We start from the raw sequence: 26,659 nt of genomic DNA on the forward strand, positions 1-26,659 counted from the left end.
AAAGAGCTCTGGACCTCCGTAATCCTGCGGAAGTCCAGAGTTCTTTATTGCCTTGCCGGTCTTAGCCCCGCAAGTATTCCTGCAGCCGGTCTCCGGCCTTGGCAGGAAAGAACCCGGCGGCCTTGATTTTGGAGAGATCCAGCACGCTGTTCAACGGGCGGGCAGAGACGGACTTGCCCTTGAAGTACTCCTCGGTGCTGACGCCGGCCACGTCGTCCCGGGAGGCTCCGCTGAGCTCGTAAACATCAGCGGCGATGTCTGCCCAGGACTGCGGCTCGCCGTCATTGCTGAGGTTGTAGACCCCGTACGCTGCGCCGGACTCAAGCAAGTGCCTGATACCGGCGGCGATATCCTGGGTAAAGCTGAGCCGCCCGATCTGGTCGTTGACCACCGACGGTGCAATCCCACGGCCTGCAAGGGATGACATGGTCCTGACGAAGTTGTTCCCTTCGCCGATAACCCAGCTCGTGCGGACGATGTAGTGGCGCGGCACCACGGATACAACTGCGTCGCCGGCAGCCTTCGACTGGCCATAGACGCCAAGCGGCGAGAACGCCTCGCCCTCATGGTGGTCAGCTTCGGAGCCGTCAAAAACGTAGTCCGAGGAGACCTGGACCAGGGTCAGGTCATGCTCGACGGCGGTGCGGGCCAGGTGGGCAACAGCCGCCACATTGATCTTCCACGCCGCGGCCCGGCCTTCAGGGGTCTCCGCCTGGTCAACTGCGGTGTACGCGGCAGCATTGATAACGGCCGAGTAGTTCTTCCAGTTCTTCCGGGCATACGCGTCCGCGCTGGTGATGTCGAAGTCGGCGCGGCCGGCGAACTCGACTGATGTGTCGCCGTCGTAAAGTTCCCGCAGTGCTTTGCCCAGCTGACCATCTGCGCCAAGGATCAGTATCTTCTTCGGCGGCATCGGGACTACCTCGCCGAGCCTGGGATGGGCCTTGTCCTTGTCCGAGAGTTCGGCCTCCGCCAGCGGCACCGGCCATTCGATGGCGGCAGTCTCGTCAGCCAGGTTCAGGAAGGTGTATTGGCCTTGCGCGTCGGCTGACCAGTGGTCGTTGACGAGGTAGGTGTAGGCAGTATTGTCCTCCAGGGTCTGGAAAGCGTTACCCACTCCCCTGGGGATAAAAATGGCTTGGCTGGGGTCCATGACGGCGGTGAATACCGCCCCAAAGGAAGGCCCCTCGCGCAGGTCCACCCACGCACCGAAGATTTTCCCGGTGGCAACAGAAATGAACTTGTCCCACGGCTCAGCGTGGATACCGCGGGTGGTTCCGGCCTTCTCATTGAAGGAGATGTTGTTCTGCACTGGACGGAAATCGGGCAGCCCCAAGGCCACCATTTTCTCCCGCTGCCAGTTTTCCTTGAACCAGCCACGGTTGTCGCCATGGACCGGAAGGTCGTACAGGACGACGCCGGGGATCGGCGTTTCGTGTGTGGTCAGCTTTTTCGAGAACTCGATGGTCATCGTTTACTGGCCCTGTTCCTTGTACTTGGCTTCGGTCTGGGCTTTCTGCGGCCGCCACCAGTCCTCGTTGTCCCGGTACCACGCGATGGTGTCCTCGATGCCGACGTCGAAGTTTGAAAACTGGGGTTCCCAGCCCAGTTCGTCGCGGAGCTTGGTGGAGTCGATCGCGTAGCGCAGGTCATGCCCGGGCCGGTCGACGACGTGGTCGTAGGCGTCCGGGGACTGGCCCATGTGCTTGAGGATCAGTTCCACGACGTCTTTGTTGTTCTTCTCCCCGTCGGCACCGATCAGGTAGGTCTCGCCGATCTTGCCCTTGGCGATAATGGCCAGCACCGCCGAGGAGTGGTCGTTGGCGTGAATCCAGTCCCGCACATTCTCACCCTTGCCGTACAGCTTGGGGCGGATTCCGTCGATCACATTGGTGATCTGGCGCGGGATGAACTTCTCCACGTGCTGGTAGGGGCCATAGTTGTTCGAGCAGTTGCTGATGGTGGCCTGCAGCCCAAAGGAACGCACCCAGGCGCGGACCAGTAGGTCTGAGCCGGCCTTCGTGGATGAGTAGGGGCTGGACGGGTTGTACGGTGTCTGCTCCGTGAAGCGCTCCGGGTCATCGAGTTCGAGGTCGCCGTAGACCTCGTCGGTGGAGATGTGGTGGAAACGCTTGTTGTGCTTCCGGGCCGCCTCAATCAGCGTGTACGTGCCGATGATGTTCGTGTCCAGGAACGGCCGGGGGTCATGCAGGGAGTTGTCGTTGTGTGACTCGGCAGCGTAATGCACCACCACATCGGTGTCGGCCACGAGCCCGTCCACCAGGCCGCCGTCGGCAATATCACCTTCCACAAAGGCGAAGCGGTCCGACGGGAGGTTCCGCAGCGATTCCAGGTTTCCCGCGTACGTGAGCTTGTCCAGAACGGTGACGTGGCTGTCCGTATTGGCGATGACGTAGTGAACAAAGTTGGAACCGATGAAGCCGGCGCCGCCGGTAACGAGGAGTTTCTGCATGGTGCCCAGCTTACCGGCTGAGGCGTGGCCGGCCGATTTCAGAGAAAGCCACAAATTCTTCACTCCTCCACCACTGGTCACACCAGTAACGGTTGGGTACTCTCGGTAGGACGTCGGTGGAAGTTCTCCCCGCGCAAGATATAACCGGGAGCAACCGTGACCATGCTGAATTCCCGCCGGACGGCCCTGATAACCGCCGCGCTCGTTTTTCCACTCATTCTGAACGGAACGTCAGCCGTGGCACTGACTCCGGCACCGACTCCGCCGCCCACGACGGAGGTACTTCCGGAGCCTTCGCCGTCCGAATCAGCCCCTGGACAGACCGCACGTGCCTTGCAGCCGACGTCGACCCCTCCGGCCGCCGCTTCCGAAGAGTCGCCGACGCCCTCGCCATCGCCCACGCCTGACCCCATCGAAACAGCGGCGGCAGCGCAAGCTCCTTCCCTCGAAGCAGGACAGGCCGCGATGGGCAGGGCTGGGATGAATGGACCGGAGGCGGAGGGCCAGGTTCCCCAAGCCAAGGCACTGAGCGCGGAGTCAGCGCAGCCATCGGTCCCCGAGCAGCCTGCCAGCACGGTGGGCCAGCCACTGGGCCTGGATGTCAGCTCGTGGCAGGGGTCGGTCAACTGGGCCGCGGTCAAGAGCAACGGCGCACGGTTCGCCTATGTTAAGGCGACCGAAGGAACCACCTACAAGAACCCGTACTTCGGCGCCCAGATCGGCGGTGCCACCTCCGTGGGGCTGATCAGGGGCGCCTACCACTTCGCAGCGCCAAGTGCATCCGATGGAGCGACTCAGGCATTCTACTTCGTCAACAATGGTGGTGGCTGGTCAGCCGACGGAATCACCATGCCACCAACGCTGGACATTGAGGACAACCCGTACGGCGGGACCAACAAGTGCTATGGCATGTCTCCGTCCCAGCTCACCACCTGGGTCCGGGACTTTACCTCCACGATCTACCGGCTGACCAACAAACAGGCCATGATCTACACGGGCTATTGGTTCTGGCGCGACTGCCTGGGAAACACCACCGAATTCAGCAGCACCAATCCCCTTTGGCTCGCCTCGTATTACACCAACAGCCCCGCCATTCCCGGGGGCTGGTCGACCTACACAATCTGGCAGTACGCCAACGACTATGCCGACGCCTCACAGACCGTCAAGGCAACGTTCCCCGGGGACCAGAATGTGTTCAACGGCACAATGGACCAGCTGCGGAGACTCGCAGGGACGCCGGATTTCACTACGATGGCCCCGCCCGCAAACTCGACGCCAATTTCTGGCAAATGGTACGGGGCAGGGCGTTGGCTGGTGGGGTGGATGCTTGATGGCTTCTGGTGCCTTCAGAACCCCAATGGCGTTCCTCTCTGCTTCTCGTTTGGAACTGCGGGCGATATTCCCGTAACTGGGGATTGGAATGGTGACGGAATAACCACCATTGGTATCGTGCGCAACGGCCACTGGTACCTCACCAATAGTCTGACAGGACCCGCGATTGATTCGGTGGCATCGTTCGGGCTGCCCACGGACATCCCTGTTACCGGCGACTGGTCGGCTACTGGACGGACGGGTATTGGTATTTTTCGCAATGGAGTTTGGGCTCTGAGCAACGGAAGCGCGGGGGCAGCCAGCATCACTCACGTAGTTAGCTTTGGTCAGGCCGGCGACGCTCCCCTCGCTGGTGATTGGGACGCCAACGGAACAACAACCATCGGTATCTTCAGAAACAACGTATTTGCTCTCGGCAATAGCAACCGGAGCTCATCCGTCGCTTCAGCGTTTCCGTTTGGCAATCCGGGCGACCGTCCCCTAGCCGGCGACTGGAATGGGAATTGGTCAACAACAGTGGGCCTACGGCGCACTACGGTCCATTTCCTAAGTAACACCATCCCGGCCCAAACCGTTGACGCAGTCGTGTATTAGTTCTGACATGAGCCGTTTCGCCGGGACGCGACCACTGCCAGCTGGCTCATCGGGGCCGCGGCTTCTTCCCTGACCGCAGGCGCCGCCGCGCCTCGACCATTAGCCTGAGTAGGACCACTCTCGCGGCGACGATCACGCTCAAGGACCTCCAGCCCCTGGGCGTGGCGTTCTCCTCGTGCAGTCGGCGCAGCAGTGTCGGGCGGTCGACATGCATGATGGATCCTGCCGTGTTGCCCAGGATGGCGAGCCAAAGATCGTGGGATTCGCGGAGGTAGCGGGGCACCGGGGCAAAGTCGTGCAGAACGTCGCGCCGGAAGGCCATCCCACAGCCGTAGTAGGCACGGTAACCGATCAGAATCCCTAAAAGATTCGCACGGTGGCGTCCGCTGTCGGCGCTTCGAAGCAGCGGAATGCCGGGACGGCGGCCGCCGCCCAGGACGTCGAAGTTGCTGGCCACGACGTCCGCCGTTTCCAGCCCGGCCAGCAAGGTATCCAGGCGACCCTCAATCCAGACATCGTCCTGGTCGGCCAGGAGAATGGCAGCGCCCTTGCTCGCAAGCACCGCCTGTTCGAAGGACCTGACGTATCCCTGGTTCCGCTCGGCCTGGATCAACTTAATCCTGGGATCATGAAATCTGCGGATGTGTTCAACAGTGTCATCGGGCGAAGCGTCGTCCACGATGACAAGCTCGTCGTTTTCTGCGAGCTGATCCAGGATCGATGTGAGCTGCTCGTCGATGTACCTGGCACCTTTGTAAGTGGCCATACAAATGCTCGCTCGTACGGGCGCCGTCTCAGGCTGGGTTGGGGCGTTCATGGCCTCACGTCTCGCTCGACTTCAAGGGCAAAACAACGGCAGTAAGGGTCCCACCGGTTGCCCGCCCCATCCTATGCGACCCCAAGCTAGGCCAAGGAATCACGTAAGATCGTTCAGGACTGCCAGCGAACCAAGGACAAACCACCGTATGAAAACCGTATTGCTTCGCCTGTCCGGCTTCACGGTTCTGCCCTTGCTTTCCCTTATCACGCCACTTCTCCTCATCCCCATCGTCTCGGGGATCGTAGGTGGGGAGGGCATTTCCAGCATCATCTCAGGCCAGGCGATCGGCACCTTCGCCGCGACGGTACTGATGTGGGGATGGAATGTTGAAGGGCCCGTAGCCGTGGCCCGATCGGCGGATCCGGCAGCCCGGGCGCACGTCTACCTGCAAAGCATCCGAACCCGACTCGTTCTGCTGGTTCTCGTCTTTCCCTTGGCAGGAGCAGCGGCGGCGGTAGTCGCCGTGCCCCAATTCAGAAGCGAAGCCATGGCCATGGCTTTCGCTGTCGCCCTCGCAGGACTGTCGCCCGCATGGTTCTGCATCGGTATGGGGCAACCCAAACTGCTGGCTGTATACGACACTGTTCCGCGCTTCATCGCGACCGCCGCAGCGGCTCCGCTATTGCTCACCACCGGACAGCTGTGGTTTTACCCGGGCCTTGCCGCGCTGGCCACGGTCATTTCGCTGACGGCGTTCCAAACGCGGTATGCCAAGGGAGGCCGCTGGTTCCCCAGCGACCTTCCTGCGGCCGTGCGTGACCTCTCCGCCCAGCGGCGCACTGCCGGCATCAGCCTTGCCGCAAACGCATATGCTTCCACACCAGCACCGATCGCCACCGCCACGACTGCTCCGGCCGCGTCCGGCAGCCTTGCAACCGCCGACACGCTATACCGCTTCGGTCTCTTCACAGTGGTAGCCCTGGGTAACGCGTTCCAGGGATGGACCCTCGAACACGGAGCGGAGAACCGCCGGAATCGGCACCTGGCCGCCATTTGGGCTCACGTGGGCCTGGGCGCGGTCGGCGCGGTGATCCTCACTCTTGCCGGCCCCTTTGCCAGCAGCCTCCTCTTCGCTGGAAAAGCCCAAGCCACCACCGAATTGTGCTTCTACTACGGTCTCGCCTTCGCGTTCCTAAGTGCCAGCACGCCGTTTATCCGAAACCTGCTGATTCCGGCAGGTAAGGACCGACTCGTTCTGCGCTGGACTCTTGTTTCTGCCACTTTCGGGCTAGCCGTCATGGTTTGGGCGGGTGTGCTGGGTAACGCCCCGGGAGTTGCGCTGGGCATGGCCCTGAGCGAAGCTCTCCTGTTCATTACCCTCATGCTCCCTGCACGGAAGCTCCTGACCAACGAGAGAATGGACCGCGTTGACGCCTAATAACCCTGCCCCGAGTGTCGTGGCTGTTATCGCTGCCTACCGGCCCGGCCCTGCCCTGCGCGAAAACATCGCAGGCATCGCCCGGCAGGTCAGCCGTGTTGTAGTCGTCGACGACGGCTCTCCAGCCGGGTCCGAGGAGCTCTTTGCCGAGCTTAGGGCCGAAGGTGTTACGGTCGTGACGCAGCCGTCCAACAAGGGAATAGCCGCCGCCCTCAACGCAGGTATCGCTCACGCCCGGGAGGAATCTGAACCGGATTACTTCCTGACGTTCGACCAGGATTCCCTTCCCGGCCCCGGATACGTTGCTGCGGCGGTGGACACGTGCAGGAGGGCGCAGCTTGCCGGACTGCGGGTTGGCTTCATTTCCGCTTCTTCCTACAGCGGCCACCCCATTCCCGTTCGCGGTTCTGTAGCCGGATTTGTCAGGGCCTTCGACCCCATGCAGTCCGGCTTCCTGATTCCCCGCGCAACACTGGACGAGATTGGCCTTTTTGACGAAGGCCTGTTCATTGACGGCGTTGACTCCGAGTACACGATGCGCACGCGCTCGGCCGGCCTTGAAGTCCTGGTCGGCGATGGCTGTGAAATCCAGCATGATCTCGGACAACGGGAGCCCGCTGTCCTGCTGGGACGGCCGGTACGGATCATGGGCAGGGACATCTCGTACAACTACCATTCACCCGGCCGCGTCTACTACATCTGCCGCAACGGAACAGCGCTTTCCTTGCGCTACGTCCGCAAGGATCCCCAATGGGTGTTTCGTCGCCTCATCGAGGAGGCCAAAGCCCATACGCTGAGGCTGGCGTTCAGTCGCGGCCGCGGCAAACTCGTCAGGGCCGCGGTGTCTGGCTTCCGTGACGCCGTGTGCGGCGGAACGGGTCCGATTCCCCCGGCATTGGGCGAGAAACTGAACCGATAGCCGGAACAGCCGGGCCCGTGCTGGCCGCCGGCTCCCGATGTGCCCTCCCGCAATTGATATAGTTTGGACAACATGGAACCCAATCCCAATCCGCGCGTCCTGGTGATCATGCCTGCCTGGAATGAAGCCGAAGCTGTCGGTAACACCGTGCGGGAGGTTCTCACCACCAATACCCGATACGACGTTTTGGTCGTCAATGACGGCTCCACCGATGCCACCGCCGAGGAAGCCGCAGCCGCAGGGGCGACTGTCCTGAACCTTCCGTTCAACCTCGGTGTGGGCGGGGCGATGCGCGCCGGATTCAAGTACGCCCAGCGGCTTGGCTACCGTCAGGTGATCCAGGTGGATTCCGACGGACAGCACGACCCCCGCAGCATTGATGAAGTCCTGGCCGGGCTAGCCCACGCCGATATCTCCATCGGAGCACGCTTTGCCGAACGCGGTGACTACAAAGTAACCGGACCCCGCAAGTGGGCCATGCAGTTCCTCGCGAAGGTCATCTCCGGCCTGGCAAAAACCCGCCTCACGGACGTTACCAGCGGATTCCGCGCCGCCAACGAGCGTGCGGTCACACAATACCTGGACCACTACCCGGCCGAGTATCTCGGTGACACCATCGACTCCCTCGTAGTGGCCATCAGGTCCGGCTGCAAAGTCACGCAGGTCCCGGTGGAGATGCGCCCGCGCCAAGGCGGCAAGCCCAGCCACAACCCGCTCAAAGCCGCGATTTACCTGGGACGATCAGTGTTCGCACTCCTCTTCGCCCTGACCAGAAAGCCTACAAAATTGACAAAACCGGCTGTTGAATCCGTGGTGGTCTAGGGAATGGGAAATCTTGCTGCCTTCCTTCTCGCCCTGGCGATCGTGGCCTTGGTCTTCGAGATGCTTCGCCGAAAGAAGCTCAGGGAGAAGTACGCCGCCCTATGGCTGATCGTCGGCGTCGCAACACTCGTGCTCGCGGCGTTTCCCCAACTGCTCAACATCGTGGCCGCGCTGGTGGGTGTGCAGGTTCCATCGAACCTGCTGTTTGCGATGAGCATCCTCATGCTGCTCGGTGTGTGCCTGCATCTGTCGTGGGAAATTTCGGTCGTCGAGGACGAAACCAGAACGCTGGCCGAAGAAGTCGCCATCCTCAGAACCCAGATTGAGTCAATCCAGGAAGACCGGGCTTCCGTTCCGACAGCCGGCATCCACTCTGCAACCAACGACACGGCGCATCCCCAAGCCTCTGCCCAGGTCTACGACCGCCCGAGCGAAAGCCAAGACTCCTAAATGCCTCTCGATATTTTTGTGCCGTACTGGGGCGACCCCGGATACATGAAAGAAGCTGTCAACAGCGTCCTCTCCCAGAGCAACGGCGACTGGCTGTTGACCGTCGTCGACGACGCCTATCCGGGCGAAGAGATTGAAGCCTTCATGGCGGGCATTGATGATCCACGCGTGCGCTACATCCGCAAGGAGGTGAACGCCGGCATCACCGCGAACTACCGCACCTGTGTTTCCATGGCAACGCAGGAAGTCATGGTGATCCTCGGCTGCGACGATGTCCTGTTGCCCAACTACGTGGACGTCATCCTCAAGGCACACGAACGCTACCCCGACGCCGCCATCATCCAGCCGGGCGTGGAAGTCATCGACGAGAACGGCCAGGTCGTTTCCACCCTGGTCGACAGCGTCAAGCAGAAGCTCATCAAGCCGCGGGGCGGCGGCCGCCAGATCATTGCCGGCGAAGCCATCGCCACCAATCTGATGCATGGCGACTGGCTCTACTGGCCGTCGCTTGCCTTCCGCACCGACAAGATCCGCCGGGTTGATTTTCGTGACGGGTTCCCCATCATCCAGGATCTTGCCCTGATCATGGACATGGTGTACAACGGGGACCAACTCCTTATCGACCCGGCCGTCTGCTTCCGTTACCGCAGGCACTCCAACAGTGCTTCCTCCACGAAACTGATCGACGGATCCAGATTCGCCGGTGAACGTGATTACTTTGCTGTCTCAGCTGCCCAAGCCGAGGAACTCGGCTGGACCCGGGCTGCCCGCTCCGCCCGCCTCCGGCTGACGTCGCGCGCCCACGCCATGGCGCTCCTCCCCAAGGCAATCATCAGCCGCAATGCGACAGCGGCAAAGGCCCTCATCCGCCATTCATTCGGCAATTAAGCCAGAAACGAAAGGTCACCAGTGACTTCTCCTGCAACTCCTGCCCGCCCGGGCGGTACCGTTCTCGTCACCGGCGGCGCCGGATTCATTGGCTGCGCTATCTCCGATTCTTTGGTGGAGGCCTTCGACCGCGTCGTTGTGGTGGACAACCTGCACCCCCAGATCCACGCCTCCGGCGCCAGGCCTGCAGAGCTCAATGCGGCCGCTGAACTGATCATTGCGGACGTGGCGGAGTCCAGCACTTGGGATCGTGTGCTTGAGCAGGTGACCCCGGATGTGGTCATCCACCTCGCGGCTGAAACCGGTACGGGCCAGTCCCTTGAGGAAGCAACCCGACACACGCACGTGAACGTCGTCGGCACGTCACAGCTGCTCGACGGGCTCAACCGTCACCAGAAACTGCCGCGACGGATCGTCCTGTCCTCCAGCCGTGCCGTCTACGGTGAGGGTGCCTGGCAGGACGGCGACGGCACCACCTTCTACCCCGGGCAGCGGACCAGCGAAACGCTTGACAAGGCGCAATGGGATTTTCCCAACGCCGTTCCGGTGGCCATGAAGGCTTCCGAAACGTTCCCGGCCCCCGTCAGCGTCTACGGTGCGACGAAACTCGCCCAGGAGCATGTGCTTCAGGCCTGGGCCAAGTCCTTCGGTGTAGAGACGGTGATCCTTCGGCTCCAGAATGTGTACGGACCGGGGCAGTCCCTGATCAACCCGTACACCGGAATCATGAGCCTGTTCTGCCGGATGGCCATGGGCGGCAAGTCAATCCCCCTTTACGAAGACGGTGAAGTCCGCCGCGACTTCATCCTGATCGACGACGTCGCGTCAGCGATCGTGGCCGGGGCGGTCTCCCCCAGGGTTCAGGGCGAGCCCATGGACATCGGCTCCGGCGAATTCCAGACGATCGGCACAGCCGCCAAGCTGATCGCCGAGCACTACAAGGCGCCGGCACCGCACGTCACAGGCCAGTACCGCCAGGGCGATGTCCGCCATGCCTGGGCCGACGTCACGGCAGCCGAGCGTGTGCTCGGGTGGACTCCGCAGTTCAACCTCTCCCAGGGCATCGACCGCTTGGCTACATGGATTGACGCACAGCCTGACGTCAAGCCTGCCTAACAGGAAACGCCTCGATGACCACCACCCGGACCTGCGCCGTCGTCTCACTGTTTAACCCCGACGACGGCGTATTGGCCAACGCGGCTGCCCTGTTATCACAGGTGGACAATGTCGTGCTGGTCGACGACGGGAGCACCGAGGACCCGAGCAGGATCCTGGCAAAGCTCTCGGCTGCGGGCTGCACCGTGGAACGTCTCAGCGAGAACTCGGGAATTGCGGCAGCCCTGAACCGCGGCATAGAGCTTGCAGTTTCACGAGCGGATAAGCCGGACTACGTCCTCACCATGGACCAGGACTCCCTGCTGGAGGACGGCTACGTCCAGTCCCTTGTCGAGGCAGCGACGGCCGCGGAGGTTCAGGGCATCCCGGTGGGCCTTGTGGCCCCCGGCACGGTTCGTGGTCTGCCTGTACGACGGCGGGGCACGAAGCTGGGCGTTCAGCTCGGCGGGGAACCAATCCAGTCCGGCCTCTTGATTCCGGTAAAAGTCCTTGAGCAGCTGGGGCTCTTCAAGGCCGAACTCTTCATCGACGGGGTGGACACCGAGTACTACCTACGTTGCCGCAACGCCGGCCTGGAAACGGTTCTGGCACCCGGGGCCGCGTTGAATCATTCCCTTGGCAGCAGCACACCGGCGCAGATCATGGGCAGGACGTTCTCGCTGTGGGGCAGGAAAGTGAATATCAGGACGGCCGCAACGTGGCGGTATTACTACATTTTCCGCAACCGGATCCTGCTCGCCAAAATCTACGGCCGGCGCCACCCCGGCTGGGCTGCGAAGGGCTTCCTGGCTGATTTCAGGCATCTGGCCCTAGTCAGCATCTTTGCGCCCGGACGAATCCAACGAATAGTAAGTGCCCGTGCCGGCATGTCAGACGGATTCAAAGGAACGAGCGGGCGTAAATAACAGCCCTCGACGGCGTCCCCGCCGACAGCTGTAGGTCATCCTTCATTCGCGGGCACTACGGTGCTAGTGCCGGCCTCAGCAGTGGCGCCAACTCCTCCGAGGCAAGGGCACTAATGTGGTTGATGTCGGCGTACATGGCTGTGCTTCCGACAAAGGCCGGGCATCTTGAGTTCACGCAGAACCACTCCTTTGTGGGGACGAACGTTGCGTTGATACCGACATCGGCGATTGCACGGGCTTCCACTTCGCTTTGCCCATCAAATATCGTGCTGCGCTCCGTTATGCAGTCACTGGGCACACTAAACCTTGTTATGCATTGGCTTGGCTCGGCCTTAGCGGGAGCAGGTGCCTCCAGAAGAACATATCGAGCGCCCTGCCCGACAACGTAACGCCCCATGTCAGTGACGTACTTCTGCCACTCGGCATCCGCTTCGCGCCCAACTGCACCGCTCGACAACTGACCGTCATTGCGCAAGAACGAGGACGCGACAACATCGGGATTGAGACGTCCAATCTGATCTTGAACCCAGAGCTTGAATCGCTTGCATTCGTCTGCCGATGCGTCGTTTCGGCCTGGTATTAGCACCGGCGAACAGGCTGCCACCGTGTATATGTGCACCTGCCAGTCCTGCCCTTCCAAGGCTTTCCGGATGCCAGGGACAAAACTCATCGTCGTCGAATCTCCGAAGATTACCAATGAACGAGTTGCGTTCTCAGGGCCATATACGCACCGCAAGGCGTTGGCAGTCACGTCCTTGTCATGAGCCAACGGCGATAGCTCACCACCTAAGCAGCCGTCCTTTATCCACTCGTCGGGTTTAGCGAGTGCTCCGTCCGGCCCCATTTCCGCCGGATTCGGCCGGAGGGCTGGCCACTCAGAAGACGCTAGGGCCGCCCGCAACTGCTCCTGCCTCTGGTCCGCAGTCATGGCCGTCACCGGAGTCCCGGGATCAGCAGAACTTCCGGCCCCAAGGTCTGAAGCATCGCGCTGACCTATAGTGGCGAAAGCAATAAGTGGCAATGCCAGAACCAACGCTGCGAATGCGGCAAGGCCCTGGACCTCCCGCCGTCGCACCGGTCGTGGCCGTTGGCCGGTCTTTAGCGAGGGCTTGGCAACACCGAGGCGGCTACGCCGTATCGGATCCTCAACCCACTTGAACGACGCCACCGATAGAACGGTCATGAGCGTGACTGCTACGAGATAGAACCACAGGGTGTCTGGCTCCACGAATGCGCCGAGAAGAATGATCACGGGGAAATGCCAAAGATACAGAGAGTACGAAATTTTGCCGACGTACCGGGAAGCTGGGTTAGTCAGAATCCACGCCAGCCGATTGTATGACGGCCCGGTGCCCCCGCAACCCGCAAGGATAACCAGGCAGGTGCCCAAGACTGGAAAAATGGCGAATGGTGCAGGGAATGGTGTCTCTGGCGTTATCAGGATGAGTGAGGCACCAATGAGCAACAGGCCAAATGAAAGAAGGCCGATCTGCAATTTTTGAGGGAATCCGCTGAATCTCGCCGTCAATACCGCTAACAGCGCTCCGGCGCCCAGCTCCCATCCCCGAGAGAAAGTCGAGAAGTAGGCCACCGTATGGTTGGAATTCGTTTCCCAAAGGGCAAATGCAAACGAAAGAAGAATGGGCACAGCAACAAAGAAGCCCAAGACTACGGCAGTTCCGCGAGGGTTACACTTCAATCGACGCGCGAGAAATAGTGCCCCTATAATCACCCAGGGCCAAAAAATGTAAAACTGCTCCTCAACGCCGAGGGACCAATAATGCTGGATCGGCGATACGGACGAACCTGAATTCATATAGTCGGTCCCGAGGAGGGCAAACCGCCAGTTCGCCGAAAAGACCAAAGCCCAGAAGGCATCTGTCGCAATTGATGAGGCACGGCCCGCGTAAAAAATAACGTACGCCGCCGTGACTGTTACGGATAATACGAGCGCAGCGGCGGGAAGAATTCGCTTGAAGCGACGCAGGTAGAACTCGCGGAACGAGATTCTTCCTCGAGTTGTCGCCTCACGAAGCAGGATTCCGGAAATGAGGTACCCGGAGATAACGAAAAACATGTCTACGCCGATGAACCCGCCGCCCGGCCAGTGAATCAAGTGATCGAAAACGACCGCAAGAACGGCAACGGCGCGAAGACCCTCGATATCCAGTCGACGCCTGTGCCCCTGAGGTGGCGTTTGCGCTCGGGACTGAAGCCCGAGGGCGGGTGCTGACGACATAGGTATTTCCACTACTTTCGAGACAGGGGGTCTTTAGATACTACCAAGGTCATCGATTAGGTCACTCTGCACTGGTTTGCTGTGAGGGCTTCATTGATAGAGGATTGGGACCATGCGTGGAATTATCTTGGCCGGCGGGACCGGATCCCGGCTACACCCGATCACCCTCGGCATCAGCAAGCAGCTGGTTCCCGTCTACGACAAGCCGATGATCTATTACCCGCTGTCGACGCTCATCCTTGCGGGCATCCGGGACATCCTCATCATCACCACTCCCCACGACGCGGAGCAGTTCCAGAGGCTGCTCGGTGACGGCAGCCAGTTTGGCGTCAATCTTACGTACGTCCAGCAGCCTTCACCGGATGGACTCGCCCAGGCATTTATCCTGGGTGCTGAGCACATCGGCAACGAGACGGTTGCGCTCGTCCTGGGTGACAACATCTTCTACGGTCAGGGAATGGGTACCCAGCTCCGCAAACACGCTGACATCGACGGCGGCGCTGTCTTCGGCTATTGGGTCAAAGACCCCAAGGCGTATGGTGTGGTGGAGTTCGATGACGAGGGCAAGGCCCTCTCCTTGGAGGAGAAGCCGGAAAAGCCCCGGAGCCATTACGCGGTGCCCGGTCTCTACTTCTACGACAATGACGTCATCGACATCGCCCGCAACCTCAGGCCTTCGCCGCGGGGGGAACTTGAGATTACTGACGTAAACCGTGCCTACCTTGAGAAGGGAAAGCTCCAGGTGGAGATCCTCCCCCGGGGAACGGCCTGGCTGGATACCGGTACCTTCAACGATCTCAGCGACGCATCGAATTTCATTCGAACGGTCGAAAACCGTCAGGGACTCAAGATCGGTGCGCCCGAGGAAATCTCCTGGCGCCTCGGATTCCTCAGCGACGATGAGCTTCGCCAGCGTGCAGAGCCCCTGGTGAAGAGTGGTTACGGAGCATATCTGCTCGGCTTGCTCGAGCCGTAGCAAGCCAGATGTGGTTGCCTGTCCTTCCGCAAATTTTCATTGCCGCACTCCTGCTCCTGGCCCCGGGCTTCATAGTTTCCCTTGCCCTGAGGTTTAGGTCATTCAACGCGCTCTCGCTTGCGCCGGCTTTGTCGGTGGGAGTCATCGTTTTGACTGCCACTGCCACCCCGTTCCTTGGGGTGAAGTTTGGGGTGCTGCCTGTCGGCGTCGCCACGGCTTTGCTGGCCTCCCTTGCATTTTTCCTGGGCCGTCTCAGCCGGCAACAACAGCACGCTGGCCAAGGAAGGTCAACGTTGGCCAAGTTGGCGCCGTTCATTGCGGTTACTGTTGCCGCGGTGCTGCTGGGTTGGCGGACTTTCCAGGTCTTGGGGTCTCCGGGATCCATATCCCAGACTTATGACGCTGTATTTCACCTTAACTCCGTCCGGTTCGCCTTAGATACCGGCCAGGCTTCCTCCCTCACCATTGGCGCGATGACCGGAGGCGGGTTCTACCCGGCCGGGTGGAACGCGGTAGCGGCTTTTGTGGCCTCAACGACAGGCGCTGCCGTACCCGTGGCCGTAAACATCACCAGCATTGTCCTGGCGGCGGTCTTTTGGCCGTTGAGCTGCCTCCTGATGACAACCTGGGTTGCGGGACGCCAGACGGCAGCAACGATTGCAACCGGCATAGCGTGTGCCTCTCTCGGGGCTTTCCCGCTGCTGATGATGGACTTCGGGGTCCTGTATCCGAACCTGCTGGCAATCAGCATCCTGCCGGCAAGCATCGCCTTGGCGGCCCGCATCACGGGAGCGGCGCCGACTACGCAAATACCGGCTCTGCCTGCAATCCTTGCATTGCTCTTGAGCCTTGCAGGCCTGATCGTGGCCCACCCGACAACGTTTATGGCCTGGCTTGTCTGGACGCTTCCCATGGTGGCTTTCTCCGCCTACAGGTCGGCTTCCGGGCTGTGGAGAGACCGGGCCGCCAACCGGCGTCGTTTCAACCTTCAGGCGGCCGGCCTCGTCGCGTACTGCCTTATTTTCCTCGCTCTGTGGATCTTCTTGAGGCCACCCGAGGAGGCGTCATTCTGGGGTCCGTATCACACGGTCCCCCAGGCGTTGGGTGAGGCCCTCTTCCTCGCACCCATGGGGCTCGCCCCCGCCTGGCTGGTGGCACCCTTGGCACTCGTTGGACTATGGGCCTGCTTCAGGACGAACAAAAACCTCGCCTGGGTCGGAATTGCTTTCCTGATTTTCTCTGCCATTTTCGTTGTTGTTTCCGGCTTCCCGATCTCGCCCATCAGGAACTTCCTGGCCGGCGTCTGGTACAACGACAGCTACCGCCTTGCGGCCCTTCTTCCCGTAGCCGCCGTGCTCTTGGTGGCCATCGGCGTGAACTGGGCAGAAGCAAAACTCAGCACAGGGCAGTGGCCGAGTCCTGCCCTGACAATATTCCAACGGGCTGCTGGCTCCGAGGGCAGGGGGCGACTGCTCCGAATCGCTGCCGTTGGTGGGCTTTCCGTGGGTGCGGTTGCGCTGGGACAACAGGGTGGAGTGCAGCACGAGGCGGCTCAGGCGTCGACGCGTTATACCATCAGCAATGATTCCCCGCTGGTATCAGCGGATGAACTCGAACTCATGGACCGGCTTCCGGAGACTGTGCCGGCCGACTCGGTCCTGTTGGGAAATCCCTACACCGGCGCCGCGCTGGCCTACGCGATCGGAGATCGGAAGGCTGCGCAGATGCATATCCTCAGCTACGTGTCCCCTGAACTGCAGGAGATTTATAACGACCTCGGCTCCGTGGAGAGCGACCCGAACGTTTGCAGCGCGGTCAGGAATGAAAATGCGTTCTATGTCCTCGACTTTGGGTCCAAGGAAGTCCATGGCGGAAGCCATACTCCGGCCGGGCTCAGAAACCTTGACCGTAATCCGGGCGTACAGCTGGTAGACAGCCAAGGCGAGGCCAGGCTTTATCACATCACGGCCTGCCTGAACTGACCGGGGCCACGCCCCGTCAGGCGGGTTATCAGGCGGCTGTGCGGCTCCGAAGCTCAGCCACAACCTCATGCACTTCGCCGTCCATGATGACTTCGCCGTGTTCGAGGAGAATGCCCCGCTCGCAGACAGTGGAAACCAGATCCAGGTCGTGGCTGACGACAAAAAGGGTTTTGCCCTTGTCCGACAGTTCCTTGATCTTGGCAATGCACTTGCGCTGGAACGGCTCGTCCCCCACCGCAAGGATTTCATCGATAAGGAAAACCTCAGGGTCGGTGTGCACGGCAATGGAGAACGCCAGCCGCAGGTACATCCCGGAAGAGTAGAACTTGACCTCGGTGTCGATGAACTCGCCGATCTCCGAGAATTCAACGATTGAATCGAACATGTCATCGATCTGCTTCTCGGTCATGCCGAGGATCGCACCGTTCAGATAGACGTTGTCGCGCCCGCTCAAGTCGTGGTGGAAGCCTGCTCCAACCTCGATAAGGCCCGCAACCCGTCCGCGGGTGTGGACGGTGCCGCCGTCGGGCTGAAGAACGCCAGAGATCAGCTTCAACAGCGTGGACTTTCCGGAACCGTTGAGCCCAAGCAAGGCCACCGTCTCACCCTGTTGCACTTCAAGGGACACGTCCGTGAGCGCCATGAACTTCTTGGAGAGGTCGCCCTTTCGTCCCTTGACCAGCCAGACCACGGCCTCTTTCATGGACCGGGTATGGCGCAACACGAACTGCTTGCGCAGCTTCTTGCAACTGATTGCTATCTCGCCTCGTGCTGTCACGTTAGAGCTCCTGTGCAAAATGGACGGCCGAGCGCCGGAAGGCCAATTGGCCCACAAACAGCACAGCGATGGAAATGAGGAAAGCCACGGGAAGCCAAACCGTCATAAGGTCCGGCGGCATCGCAGCGAGCTCCAGCTGATCCTCTTTCAAAGTGGGGAACCAGAAGGCCCAGTGGAAGATTTCCACAGCGACGGTCATGGGATTGAGCTGGTACAGCCAGTACCAGGACCCCATCACGTCCCTCACCATCGTCCAGACGTAGAGCACCGGCGAAGCCCACGTCACCACCATGAGGATCATGTCAACGATGTTTTCCGAATCACGGAAGTAGACGTTTGCGGCGCTGAACAGCAGGCCCAGTCCGGTCGCGAGGACTGAGACCAGCACAAAAGCCAGGATTGCGGCGGCCAGCTGAAGGACTGTCGGCGTCCACCCCGCAATGAGGCAGGCACCGATGAGCACCACCATTTGAGGCAGGAAATGTGCTGCTGAAACCCACACGGTTGCCACCGGAAACAGCTCACGGGGCAGATAGATCTTCCGGATGAGGTCGCGGTTGTCCACGATGGACCTTGTGGCGTTGCCTAAGGACTCCGTAAAGAAGTTCACTAAGACAATGCCTGCGAACAGGTAGATGGCGTAGTTCGGTGTTCCGCGCTGGAGGTTCAGGAAGATTCCCAATGCCACGAAATAGATGAGGAACTGCATCAATGGCTTGACGTAGGACCACAGGAGACCCAGGATCGATCCGCGGTAACGGACCTTGATCTCCTTCCGCACCAAAAGCTTGAGCAGGAACCGATGGTCATAGACGTCAAGGAGTCCCCGCCCCTGGCCTGGGCGGATCATTCCTTCAGTGCTGCCGGCCATCTACTTCGAATCCTCCGAAGCGGCGTCAAAGGTCTTCTTCCAGGACTCCATTGAGCTGACCTCCGCAACGGCATTGCGGTACTGCTCGGCCAGTCTGTCCCACTCACGGAAAAGCCGGACGTGCAAGCGGGTTGCCTCTGTCAGCATCGACTTCAGCTTCCGGGGGTCGCGCTGGTACCAGGAGGCGCCCGTTCCTTCGGCGTTGGAGACCACCACGCTGTCGTAGTGGGCGACCCGGTACCAGCGGTTGTCCCGGTGGGCGAGATACCCTTGGGGGCGCTCGGCGCTTTCCGGTCCGGGCGCCTTGATCAGCTGCCGGGCAACAGTCTTGATGCCCCAGGGAATCAGTTCCTTCTTGCTGGGCATACCAACGACGGTGCCCCCCATCGGACCACGGCCCAGTTTCGGGGCGGGGAAGTCGTCGACGTCATCCTTCAATTGGGCGTCCGGGTAGGACGCCTTCAGGGCGTTGATTTCAGGCAACTTGGTGCCGAGCACGCGGTGGAGGTCTTCCGGCCCCTTGAAAAGGTCCTTCAAGGCCTCGATCCGGCCATGTTCGGTGAAGTACTGCATCGATACCAGGTGCTTGACGTCGGATTGCACGGATTCACGCAGAACCCGTCCGCCCTTCGGGTAGGGGCTGTGGATCAAGGTGGTAATCAAGCGGTTGCGTTCGTGGAAGTACGCCTGCCATCCCACGAGATCGTCCTTATCGATCCAGGAAACGTGCCACACTGCGGCGCCAGGCAAGGATACTGTGGCGAATCCGGCTTCGCGGGCGCGAAGGCCGTATTCGGCGTCGTCCCATTTAATGAATAGGGGCAGCGATAGGCCGATTTCCCTGATGACCTCGGTGGGGATCAGGCACATCCACCAGCCGTTGTAGTCCACGTCCACGCGCCGGTGCAGCCACGCGGTCTGGCGGAGGTTTGCAATGCTGAAGTCATGCCGTACTTCCATGTCCGCGTGCGGGAGTGCCGGGACGATCCGGAACGGGTCAACAACCTCGCCAAAGGTGTGGAGCACGCTGCGGTTATAGAGGTCAAACATGTGCCCGCCAACGATGGTTGGCTTCTTGCAGTGGTCAGCGAATGTCAGCAGCCTAACGATGCTTTCCGGCTCCACCACGATGTCATCGTCAAGGAGCAGCACGTAGTCACTGCCATTCTCCACCGACTCGTACATCCCACGCGCGAACCCACCGGACCCGCCCAGGTTCGCTTGGTTGATGACCCTGAGCTTTCCGCCCAATGATTCCTTGACTGCGGCGAAGCCATCTTCGGCTTCGACCTTTTGCGTCCCCTGGTCCACGATCAGGATCTCTTTGACGTTCTCGAGGACGTCTTGATTCCCTGCCAGGATTCGGGCGTTATTCAGGCAGAAGTCGGGCTTGTTCATCGTGGTGATTTGAAGGGTGACCTGGCCCTTGGAATCGCGGCTGCTCTCGGCCTGCCATTCGCCGTTCTCCAACAGCAGTTCGCCTGAACTTGCGGCCAGGTCAAACCAGTACCAGCCGCCGTCGCCAAACGGCTTCAAGGTGAGGTCAAAGACTGAGGTGGCAGCGCCGTCGACGTGCTTACCGTCAACCCGCTGAACCGACCCGCGTGCGTTGGACTTGTACACGGTGACAGTTCCCGTGCCGCTCGTCCGTACCACCAGGCGAACGTCCCGGACAGAGGTCCAGCGTTTCCAGTAACTGGCAGGAAAGGCGTTGAAGTAGGTGCCAAATGACATCTGCTCACCCGAGCGGACGCGCATCGAGTGCCTAGTCAGCAGGTCTTCGAAATGCGCTTCACGGCTGCCGGAGCTGAACATCTGCAGCTTCTGTTCAGGCAGCTTGGGAGTGCGCGCCAGCTCGTCATTCTCCCGAAGGCGGATGCCGCTGGCCGTACCGGCGTCAACGTAAAGTGACACCGTGTCCATCTGGTCTGCGGATGGAAGGATCACCCTCTGCAACGTTGACCACGTCTTCGAGTCTGTCGTCTCGCTCATGCGTCCACTCCTCCACTTTCAAGCTTGGCGCCGTCTTCGAAATGCGGCCGGATCTTGTTGTCAAACATGCTCAGGGCAGAGCCAATAGCCATATGCATATCCAGGTACTTGTACGTTCCCAGGCGCCCTCCGAACAGCACGCTCTGCTCTGCCGCGGCAAGGTCGCGGTATTTGAGCAGTCTTTCCCTGTCCGCAGCAGTGTTGATCGGGTAGTAAGGCTCATCGCCCTTTTCAGCAGCCCGGGAAAACTCACGCATGATGACTGTTTTGTCGGTCTGGTAATCCCGCTCCGGGTGGAAATGGCGCGGCTCGATGATCCGGGTATAGGCCACGTCGGCGTCGTTGTAGTTCATCACGGACGTGCCTTGGAAGTCCCCAACTTCCAATACTTCTTCTTCGAAGTCGATGGTGCGCCAGGAAAGGTCACCTTCAGCGAAGTCGAAATAGCGGTCGATCGGACCCGTGTAAATCACCGGGATATTGCCGACAACCTTGTTCTTGCTGTACTCCTGCGTTTCATCGAAGAAGTCCGTGTTGAGGCGCACCTCGATGTTCGGATGCTCCGCCATCTTCTCGATCCAAGCGGTATAGCCGTTGGTGGGCAGGCCCTCGTACGTGTCGTTGAAGTAGCGGTTGTCGTAGTTATACCGCACCGGTAGCCGGGAGATGATTCCGGCAGGCAGGTCCTTGGGATCCGTTTGCCACTGCTTGCCGGTGTAGTGCTTGATGAACGCTTCATACAGCGGCCGGCCAATGAGCTGGATGCCTTTGTCGTTGAGGTTCTGCGGATCAGTCCCGGCGAGCTCTCCGGCCTGCTCCTGGATCAGGGCCTGTGCCTGGCCCGGCGTCAGGTTGGCGCGGAAGAACTGGTTAATGGTGGCCAGGTTGATGGGGAGCGAATAGACCTCGCCCTTGTGCACGCCATAGACCTTGTGGACGTAATTGGTGAAAGTCGTGAACCGGTTGACGTACTCCCACACCCGTTCATTGGACGTATGGAAAAGGTGGGCACCGTAGCGGTGCACCTCGATCCCGGTCTGCTCTTCTTTTTCGCTGTAGGCGTTCCCACCGATGTGGTGTCGACGGTCGATGACGACCACCTTCAAGCCCAACTCAGTCGCGGCCTGTTCTGCGATTGTCAGGCCAAAAAAGCCCGACCCTACAATGACGAGGTCAGCAGTCACAAAATCTCCAGTTTCGAATACGGGCAGCGCAATGTTGTGCAAAGTCTGCTGTTCTAGCCTACCCGAGACGCTGCAGCGGCTGGCCAAACCCGGCGGGAGGCCTGCCTCGGATGTTACAGTCCGCCGGCCCGCGGAACACGCCATCACCCACCGAACACGGCGCTTATCCACATGGGACACTCCAAGCGGGACAGCATGCTCACCGTGTTACTAGCGTGGACGCGTAGACCGGCCCCACCGTTAGGAATTCACCATCATGCCGCTCGAGTGCACTCTGGTTCGCAGCCCCGGCACGGGGAAAGCCCAACCACCATTGGAACTCACGGTGGACGCCACCGTGGGAACGTGTGGTGCGGAAATTCAGGCAGCGCTGGAAACCGGCTTCGGCACTGGTGCCCTGTCCGTCGACGGCGCGCAACTCTCCTCCCTGACAGTCGGCGAGCCGCCGCTGGTGAACGGGGCGGTAATAGTCGACGGCGGCACGCGGAGCCCCGCCCTCAGGCCACGGCGAGTCGACAGCTTGCCGGCACCGCTCGCTTTGGCAGTCCATAGCGGCGCCGGCGCCGGGACGGTAGTACCCCTGGGGCGCGGAAGCTACACCATCGGGCGAAGCAACGCGGACATAGTCGTCCCCGATCCTGACCTGTCCAGGCAGCATGCCCGTTTGTTGGTTTCCGACACCGCCATCACCATCGAGGACCTTGACAGTGCCAACGGGACGGAGGTCGACGGCGAGTATGTGCGAAATACGGTGATAGCAACCGGCTCAGTCATCCGCTGCGGCAACTCGTCGATGTCGCTGGTCTTTATGGATCCTGAGGGCCCGAAATTGGGAGCCGCAGGTACAGGCGTGCAGGAACCTCTGGTGATCAACCGGCGGGTGGAATCCGGAAACCGCACCGCCCTTGTGCTGACGGCCGGGCTCCCACTGGCCATTGGGGTGGGGCTGGCGGTCGTCACAGGCATGTGGATGTTCCTTGCTTTCACGGCAGTGTCTGCCGTATCCGTTCTGGTACCGGTCCTCTCCGGAAGACGCCAGCGCAAGGAATTGTCCACAGCGGTTGGGAACGCGCTCCGCCAGGACCAGGACCGCCGTCGACGCGCCGGTCCGCCCCTTTCCGAACTGGTTCTCGCCAGTGGCCTGCCGTCCGGCACTTCGGGTGAGCAAAGTTCCGGCCAACAAGGGATCTGGCTACGCCTCGGGCTGGCAGTCCAACCGGCCAATATCCGTTTCGAGCCGGCCGCACCGGATCTGAGAATTCCGTCGGCCGGAGTACTGCCGCTGACCCTTGATCCGGCCCGCCGCGTCACCGTCGTCAGCGGCCCACACGAGTCCGTGGAAGGTCTCATGCGGTCACTCATCATGCAATTGGCTGGTTATCCGAGGGCCGCACACATCCGCGTTGCAGTGCATGGGCCAGCCGCGCAGCTTCCACTCAGCGCCCGTTTTCTGTCGGATGTCACGCTGACAGCCACCGCTGCCGCGGCAACTGCCGTGCTGGCACCGGAGGGCGCTCCCCCAAAAACACCCGGTGTGCTTTTGGTCGTCGACGCCGGAGACTCGGACGAGGTCGACGTCATCGCGCTCGCGATCGAAAACCACTGGCAAGTCATCCAGTTCCGCTCCCGGCCCGCCATGATGGCGCTGGCCGATATTGAACTGTCATACCGTGCAGGCCAACTGCTGGGACCTGGGGGCCCAACGCGCTTCATACCGGACCTCGCTCCCCGTGACGTCTTCAACCGCTTTTGTCGGCTGCACGCCCGCGACGCCGCCCCGCTGGACAGACTCGTGCCGCAATCCTGCCTTCTACGCGACCTGCTCAACCCTGGCAGCGCTGAAACGTTGGCCCGGTGGGTAGAGTCCCGCCACCGGCCCGGACTGGCCGCGCCAATCGGTCAGTCCGCCGACGGCGAACGCGTGCTGGATCTCCAAGGGGACGGACCCCATTTGCTGGTAGCAGGGACCACTGGGTCGGGAAAATCCGAACTCCTGCGCAGCATGACCATCGCGTTAGCCCTCTCTTACCCGCCGGACCGCATTAGTTTCCTGTTTGTGGACTTCAAAGGCGGCTCCGGCCTAGGACCGCTCCTGGGCCTTCCGCACTGTGTGGGAATGCTGACTGACCTTGCACATCACGAGCTTGAGCGGTCGCTGATATCACTTCGGGCCGAGATCCGGCTCCGTGAGGAACTACTGGCATCCGCGCAGGCACCCGATTTGGCTTCGTATCGCGCTGCCCGGACAGATGGGGATCCAGTGTTAGCCCACCTCGTTGTGGTCATTGATGAGTTCCGGATGCTTGTTGATCAGGCGCCCGCGGCCCTGACGGAACTCATGAGGATCGCCGCTATCGGGCGCTCCCTGGGCATCCATCTGATCATGGCGACACAGCGCCCGCAGGGGGCATTGACAGCAGATATTCGCGCCAACGTGACGACGAGCATCGCCCTGCGCGTCCAATCCGATCTGGAGTCGCTGGACATCATCAATTCCAACGCCGCGTCAAACATCAGCCTGAGGACACCAGGAAGGGCCTTCCTTGTCCGCGGCACGGAAGATCCGATCGAATTTCAGGCAGCGTCCTTGCAGGATCCGGCACAAGCGAGCCTCCCGGATGGGGTCCGTGTTCGTCTTTCGTCTGATGTGCTCAAGGACCCAGACATCGAACGCACTCAGGTTGCCGACAACAAGGACCTGACCCCCGCGCTGGCTGCCGCGCCCCTGGTTAGCACGATGTCCAGCCTGTGGGAGGTCCTGGAGGGCCAGCCGGCAAGGCCACCGGTCGCTCCGCCACTCCCGTCCATTCTGGAACCACCGCTGGCGTCAGCTGTCCAAGATATTTGCCCTGCCCCAGGGTCCCGGAATGGCGCACCGCAGGCGTGGGCCGTTCGCCTTGGCCTCATGGATCTTCCGGACGAGCAACGGACAGCACCGCTCGACTGGCTTCCCGCCGAACACGGACATCTGGGGCTCGTTGGAGCACCTGCGTCAGGCCTGCCCGAGGCTCTGGCGGTGGCCGTCAGCGCCCTCGCATCGCATGCGTCCGAGGCTCACTTCTACGTCCTTGACGCGGACGCTTCCCTGGACGGCATCGAGTGGGGCGGCCGCCTCGGTGCTAAAGCTGGTCCGCATGACCTCCGACGGGCTGTACGGATACTGGAACGACTCAAACAGGAGCTGTCTGAGCGGCTGATGGGCTCCAGGGACGGTCATCGGACTCCCCTGCTGCTGGTCATCGCAGGATGGGGCACGTGGGCCTCGTCCCTCCGGTCGGGGCCGCTGGCCTGGGCGGAAGACCTGGTCCACGACCTTCTCCGCGACGGCGGCCGTGCAGGAATCATCGTCGCTATTTCGGGACAACGCGAACTGGTGACAGCCAGATTCTTCGCTTCGGTGCCGAACCGTGCCTATTTTCCATGTGGCGCCAACGACGACAGCCGCCTTGCCTGGCCGAAGATGCCCACCACTGCTCCAGTCCCTGGCAGAGCGGTGGCCTTCGGACCGGTATCGGCCGGCAAAACTGCCGTGTGCCAGTTCTATGCCCATCCTGATGGCGAAGAATCCCTGTGGCCTGCCGCGGAGAAAGCCGTGGGCCACTCCGTCATCAGCCGACCCTTCCGCGTGGAACCATTGCCTACGAAAATCACGGTAGAGGACCTCGTGGCCCGAGGAATACCCGGCGAGGACGCGACATCAGACCTTCTGGTGGCCACGGCTCCGAGGACTGCAGCCGCCCAGCCCGGCTCACGGACCTTCCTCATTGGCCTCGGCGGCGACGAATTGGCCCCGGCCTCACTCCGGATTCCCTCTGGCGGAGTTTTCGCCGTGCTCGGTGGGCCTGGTGCCGGCAAGACCAACTTTCTGCACGTGTTGCCGGCGCTCAACGGACGGTCAGCTCGGTGGCTGGCCCCGGATGAGGGTGTCGGGCCATGCGAATACTGGTCCGGTGTTCTTCGGGAGGCTGCGGCCGGGGCTGTGGACCGGCACGCCATCGCGCTTGTCGATGATGCCGATTTGCTACCGCAGTCAACGCACCAGGATCTTGCGGAACTTAACGGAAGAGGGGTCAGTGTGATTTTCACTGCCGGGTACAGTCCCCTGCTGACCCAGCGAGTACCTTTGGCGCTCAGCGCCCGGGGCACGGGGAACGGGATGCTGATCGCGCCCCGGAGCGTCATGGACGGCGACCTGTTTGGAGTCAGGTTCGAGGTGGAGCCCACTCCGCCACCGGGTCGGAGCATTCTGATAGCAAATGGCCGGCCGCTCCCGATCCAGCTGGGCTGGGTCCGGCCTGCCACGAAAGAAGGGAGCGTGGCCCGTCAGATGGCCGGCGCGGAACCGCCGGTCCTCGACGCATAAGTGACAACCCGCTTGTCGAAGAGGAGGACGATCACAAGGACCGCCGGGACGAGCATGGCAAGACCTGCCCAGACAAGGCCCCCCGTCAGGGTTGGGAATCCGATGGTCAGGACGAAAAGCTGGGCCACTAAGGCAGCCGCCCGGGTCCAGCGGTATCCGCGGAACAGGAAATGACCCACTGCGTAGAGCCACGCAGCAAAGGCGAGGAGCAGGGCCAAAGTGAATACGGCTCCCCAGAACGAGAGAACTGGAGCACCGGTAACGAGTTCGTATCCGTACCAGGCGGCTGCACCAAGCAAAGCCGTGGCTTCAGCAGCGACGACAGAAGCGATGACCGTGATGGCCCGGGGCCGCACGGCTGTCCGTCCAGGTTCTTCAGCATCAGGGTCGGGAAGGGCGTTCGAGGGGGGTACGGGGGGTCTTGACACACTGGCACCCTACCGGACATAGTCGGACAGTGGTGAGGGCCACTAACACCGATGTGATGTATCGCTCAGCTTTCCGGGGATTTCAAGCCTAATTACCCCTTGTTTACACAGCGTTAACATGACAGGCTTAATTCAGATGACCAAGGGGG

At 61.2% G+C, this 26,659-nt stretch carries 21 protein-coding genes; 12 read left to right on the forward strand and 9 right to left on the reverse strand.

What is annotated here, in order from left to right; translation table 11 throughout:
* Positions 1 to 61: 61 nt before the first annotated feature.
* Both ACFC25_RS04540 and rfbB read right to left on the reverse strand, forming a co-directional pair.
* On the reverse strand, positions 62 to 1,471 hold the full coding sequence (locus tag ACFC25_RS04540) for a sugar nucleotide-binding protein (protein ID WP_376044287.1): 1,410 nt from the start codon (positions 1,469 to 1,471) through the stop codon (positions 62 to 64).
* A 3-nt stretch (positions 1,472 to 1,474) separates the two neighbouring features.
* Positions 1,475 to 2,473 carry a dTDP-glucose 4,6-dehydratase gene (gene rfbB / locus ACFC25_RS04545; RefSeq protein WP_376044288.1) on the reverse strand — a complete coding sequence of 333 codons (999 nt, stop codon included), beginning with the start codon at positions 2,471 to 2,473 and terminating at the stop codon, positions 1,475 to 1,477.
* Between the two features lie 116 nt (positions 2,474 to 2,589).
* On the opposite strand from rfbB, the gene ACFC25_RS04550 reads away from it, so the two are divergent.
* Both ACFC25_RS04550 and ACFC25_RS04555 read left to right on the forward strand, forming a co-directional pair.
* Positions 2,590 to 2,880: a hypothetical protein gene (locus ACFC25_RS04550; protein ID WP_337345791.1), complete on the forward strand. Its 291-nt coding sequence runs from the start codon at positions 2,590 to 2,592 to the stop codon at positions 2,878 to 2,880.
* A gap of 169 nt (positions 2,881 to 3,049) precedes the next feature.
* Positions 3,050 to 4,399: a GH25 family lysozyme gene (locus tag ACFC25_RS04555; protein ID WP_337350993.1), complete on the forward strand. Its 1,350-nt coding sequence runs from the start codon at positions 3,050 to 3,052 to the stop codon at positions 4,397 to 4,399.
* Positions 4,400 to 4,445: 46 nt separating this feature from the next.
* On the opposite strand, the gene ACFC25_RS04560 is transcribed toward ACFC25_RS04555, so the two are convergent.
* Positions 4,446 to 5,165 (reverse strand): glycosyltransferase, encoded by a 720-nt coding sequence (locus tag ACFC25_RS04560; protein ID WP_337345789.1) that lies wholly within the window; start codon positions 5,163 to 5,165, stop codon positions 4,446 to 4,448.
* A gap of 199 nt (positions 5,166 to 5,364) precedes the next feature.
* Between ACFC25_RS04560 and ACFC25_RS04565 the strand changes: the two genes are divergently transcribed.
* From ACFC25_RS04565 to ACFC25_RS04595, 7 genes are all read left to right on the forward strand, one after another.
* The gene (locus tag ACFC25_RS04565; protein WP_376044289.1) at positions 5,365 to 6,597 is read left to right on the forward strand and encodes a polysaccharide biosynthesis protein; all 1,233 of its coding nucleotides are present in this window, start codon (positions 5,365 to 5,367) and stop codon (positions 6,595 to 6,597) included.
* A 19-nt stretch (positions 6,598 to 6,616) separates the two neighbouring features.
* On the forward strand, positions 6,617 to 7,516 hold the full coding sequence (locus tag ACFC25_RS04570; protein WP_376044290.1) for a glycosyltransferase: 900 nt from the start codon (positions 6,617 to 6,619) through the stop codon (positions 7,514 to 7,516).
* Between the two features lie 72 nt (positions 7,517 to 7,588).
* Complete coding sequence (locus ACFC25_RS04575) at positions 7,589 to 8,338, forward strand: glycosyltransferase family 2 protein (protein ID WP_376044291.1); 750 nt, start codon at positions 7,589 to 7,591, stop codon at positions 8,336 to 8,338.
* A gap of 3 nt (positions 8,339 to 8,341) precedes the next feature.
* On the forward strand, positions 8,342 to 8,788 hold the full coding sequence (locus ACFC25_RS04580; RefSeq protein ID WP_337345785.1) for a DUF2304 domain-containing protein: 447 nt from the start codon (positions 8,342 to 8,344) through the stop codon (positions 8,786 to 8,788).
* On the forward strand, positions 8,789 to 9,676 hold the full coding sequence (locus ACFC25_RS04585) for a glycosyltransferase (RefSeq protein WP_337350988.1): 888 nt from the start codon (positions 8,789 to 8,791) through the stop codon (positions 9,674 to 9,676).
* A gap of 21 nt (positions 9,677 to 9,697) precedes the next feature.
* A complete protein-coding gene (locus ACFC25_RS04590; RefSeq protein ID WP_337345783.1) occupies positions 9,698 to 10,792 on the forward strand; it encodes an NAD-dependent epimerase/dehydratase family protein in 1,095 nt (364 codons plus the stop codon).
* Positions 10,793 to 10,806: 14 nt separating this feature from the next.
* The gene (locus ACFC25_RS04595) at positions 10,807 to 11,697 is read left to right on the forward strand and encodes a glycosyltransferase family 2 protein (RefSeq protein ID WP_337345782.1); all 891 of its coding nucleotides are present in this window, start codon (positions 10,807 to 10,809) and stop codon (positions 11,695 to 11,697) included.
* Positions 11,698 to 11,752: 55 nt separating this feature from the next.
* On the opposite strand, the gene ACFC25_RS04600 is transcribed toward ACFC25_RS04595, so the two are convergent.
* Positions 11,753 to 13,936 (reverse strand): acyltransferase family protein, encoded by a 2,184-nt coding sequence (locus ACFC25_RS04600; protein ID WP_376044292.1) that lies wholly within the window; start codon positions 13,934 to 13,936, stop codon positions 11,753 to 11,755.
* 112 nt (positions 13,937 to 14,048) lie between these two features.
* Between ACFC25_RS04600 and rfbA the strand changes: the two genes are divergently transcribed.
* Both rfbA and ACFC25_RS04610 read left to right on the forward strand, forming a co-directional pair.
* Positions 14,049 to 14,912: a glucose-1-phosphate thymidylyltransferase RfbA gene (gene rfbA, locus ACFC25_RS04605; RefSeq protein ID WP_337345780.1), complete on the forward strand. Its 864-nt coding sequence runs from the start codon at positions 14,049 to 14,051 to the stop codon at positions 14,910 to 14,912.
* Positions 14,913 to 14,920: 8 nt separating this feature from the next.
* Complete coding sequence (locus ACFC25_RS04610) at positions 14,921 to 16,894, forward strand: DUF6541 family protein (RefSeq protein WP_376044293.1); 1,974 nt, start codon at positions 14,921 to 14,923, stop codon at positions 16,892 to 16,894.
* A gap of 28 nt (positions 16,895 to 16,922) precedes the next feature.
* Here the strand turns inward: ACFC25_RS04610 and ACFC25_RS04615 are convergent, their stop codons facing one another.
* The 4 genes from ACFC25_RS04615 to glf all read right to left on the reverse strand — a co-directional run bounded on the left by ACFC25_RS04615 (position 16,923) and on the right by glf (position 21,719).
* Complete coding sequence (locus tag ACFC25_RS04615; protein WP_082979333.1) at positions 16,923 to 17,597, reverse strand: ABC transporter ATP-binding protein; 675 nt, start codon at positions 17,595 to 17,597, stop codon at positions 16,923 to 16,925.
* Positions 17,598 to 17,673: 76 nt separating this feature from the next.
* Positions 17,674 to 18,543: an ABC transporter permease gene (locus ACFC25_RS04620; RefSeq protein ID WP_337345778.1), complete on the reverse strand. Its 870-nt coding sequence runs from the start codon at positions 18,541 to 18,543 to the stop codon at positions 17,674 to 17,676.
* Entirely contained in the window at positions 18,544 to 20,535 is a 1,992-nt protein-coding gene (locus tag ACFC25_RS04625; protein ID WP_337345777.1) for a glycosyltransferase, read from the reverse strand. It lies immediately after the preceding gene.
* Entirely contained in the window at positions 20,532 to 21,719 is a 1,188-nt protein-coding gene (gene glf, locus ACFC25_RS04630; protein WP_337350983.1) for a UDP-galactopyranose mutase, read from the reverse strand. Before glf ends, ACFC25_RS04625 begins: the two co-directional genes overlap by 4 nt.
* 256 nt (positions 21,720 to 21,975) lie before the next feature.
* Between glf and ACFC25_RS04635 the strand changes: the two genes are divergently transcribed.
* Positions 21,976 to 26,082, forward strand: coding sequence for an FtsK/SpoIIIE domain-containing protein (locus tag ACFC25_RS04635; RefSeq protein ID WP_376044294.1), 4,107 nt, complete (start codon positions 21,976 to 21,978; stop codon positions 26,080 to 26,082).
* On the opposite strand, the gene ACFC25_RS04640 is transcribed toward ACFC25_RS04635, so the two are convergent.
* A complete protein-coding gene (locus tag ACFC25_RS04640) occupies positions 26,043 to 26,510 on the reverse strand; it encodes a hypothetical protein (RefSeq protein ID WP_376044295.1) in 468 nt (155 codons plus the stop codon). The two genes, ACFC25_RS04635 and ACFC25_RS04640, sit on opposite strands and share 40 nt — an antisense overlap.
* Between the last annotated feature and the right edge of the window lie 149 nt (positions 26,511 to 26,659).

It is taken from the genome of Pseudarthrobacter sp. NPDC055928 (assembly GCF_042270935.1).
Classification (GTDB): Bacteria; Actinomycetota; Actinomycetes; order Actinomycetales; family Micrococcaceae; genus Arthrobacter.

Bases quoted from the DNA above. Each gene is read 5' to 3' on its own strand.
- ACFC25_RS04600 (WP_376044292.1), bottom strand. From the start codon at position 13,936: ATGTCGTCAGCACCCGCCCTCGGGCTTCAGTCCCGAGCGCAAACGCCA.
- ACFC25_RS04580 (WP_337345785.1), top strand. From the start codon at position 8,342: ATGGGAAATCTTGCTGCCTTCCTTCTCGCCCTGGCGATCGTGGCCTTG.
- ACFC25_RS04615 (WP_082979333.1), bottom strand. From the start codon at position 17,597: ATGAAAGAGGCCGTGGTCTGGCTGGTCAAGGGACGAAAGGGCGACCTC.
- ACFC25_RS04610 (WP_376044293.1), top strand. From the start codon at position 14,921: ATGTGGTTGCCTGTCCTTCCGCAAATTTTCATTGCCGCACTCCTGCTC.
- ACFC25_RS04585 (WP_337350988.1), top strand. From the start codon at position 8,789: ATGCCTCTCGATATTTTTGTGCCGTACTGGGGCGACCCCGGATACATG.
- ACFC25_RS04635 (WP_376044294.1), top strand. From the start codon at position 21,976: ATGCCGCTCGAGTGCACTCTGGTTCGCAGCCCCGGCACGGGGAAAGCC.
- ACFC25_RS04560 (WP_337345789.1), bottom strand. From the start codon at position 5,165: ATGGCCACTTACAAAGGTGCCAGGTACATCGACGAGCAGCTCACATCG.
- rfbB (WP_376044288.1), bottom strand. From the start codon at position 2,473: ATGCAGAAACTCCTCGTTACCGGCGGCGCCGGCTTCATCGGTTCCAAC.
- ACFC25_RS04575 (WP_376044291.1), top strand. From the start codon at position 7,589: ATGGAACCCAATCCCAATCCGCGCGTCCTGGTGATCATGCCTGCCTGG.
- ACFC25_RS04540 (WP_376044287.1), bottom strand. From the start codon at position 1,471: ATGACCATCGAGTTCTCGAAAAAGCTGACCACACACGAAACGCCGATC.
- ACFC25_RS04620 (WP_337345778.1), bottom strand. From the start codon at position 18,543: ATGGCCGGCAGCACTGAAGGAATGATCCGCCCAGGCCAGGGGCGGGGA.
- ACFC25_RS04625 (WP_337345777.1), bottom strand. From the start codon at position 20,535: ATGAGCGAGACGACAGACTCGAAGACGTGGTCAACGTTGCAGAGGGTG.
- ACFC25_RS04595 (WP_337345782.1), top strand. From the start codon at position 10,807: ATGACCACCACCCGGACCTGCGCCGTCGTCTCACTGTTTAACCCCGAC.
- ACFC25_RS04565 (WP_376044289.1), top strand. From the start codon at position 5,365: ATGAAAACCGTATTGCTTCGCCTGTCCGGCTTCACGGTTCTGCCCTTG.
- rfbA (WP_337345780.1), top strand. From the start codon at position 14,049: ATGCGTGGAATTATCTTGGCCGGCGGGACCGGATCCCGGCTACACCCG.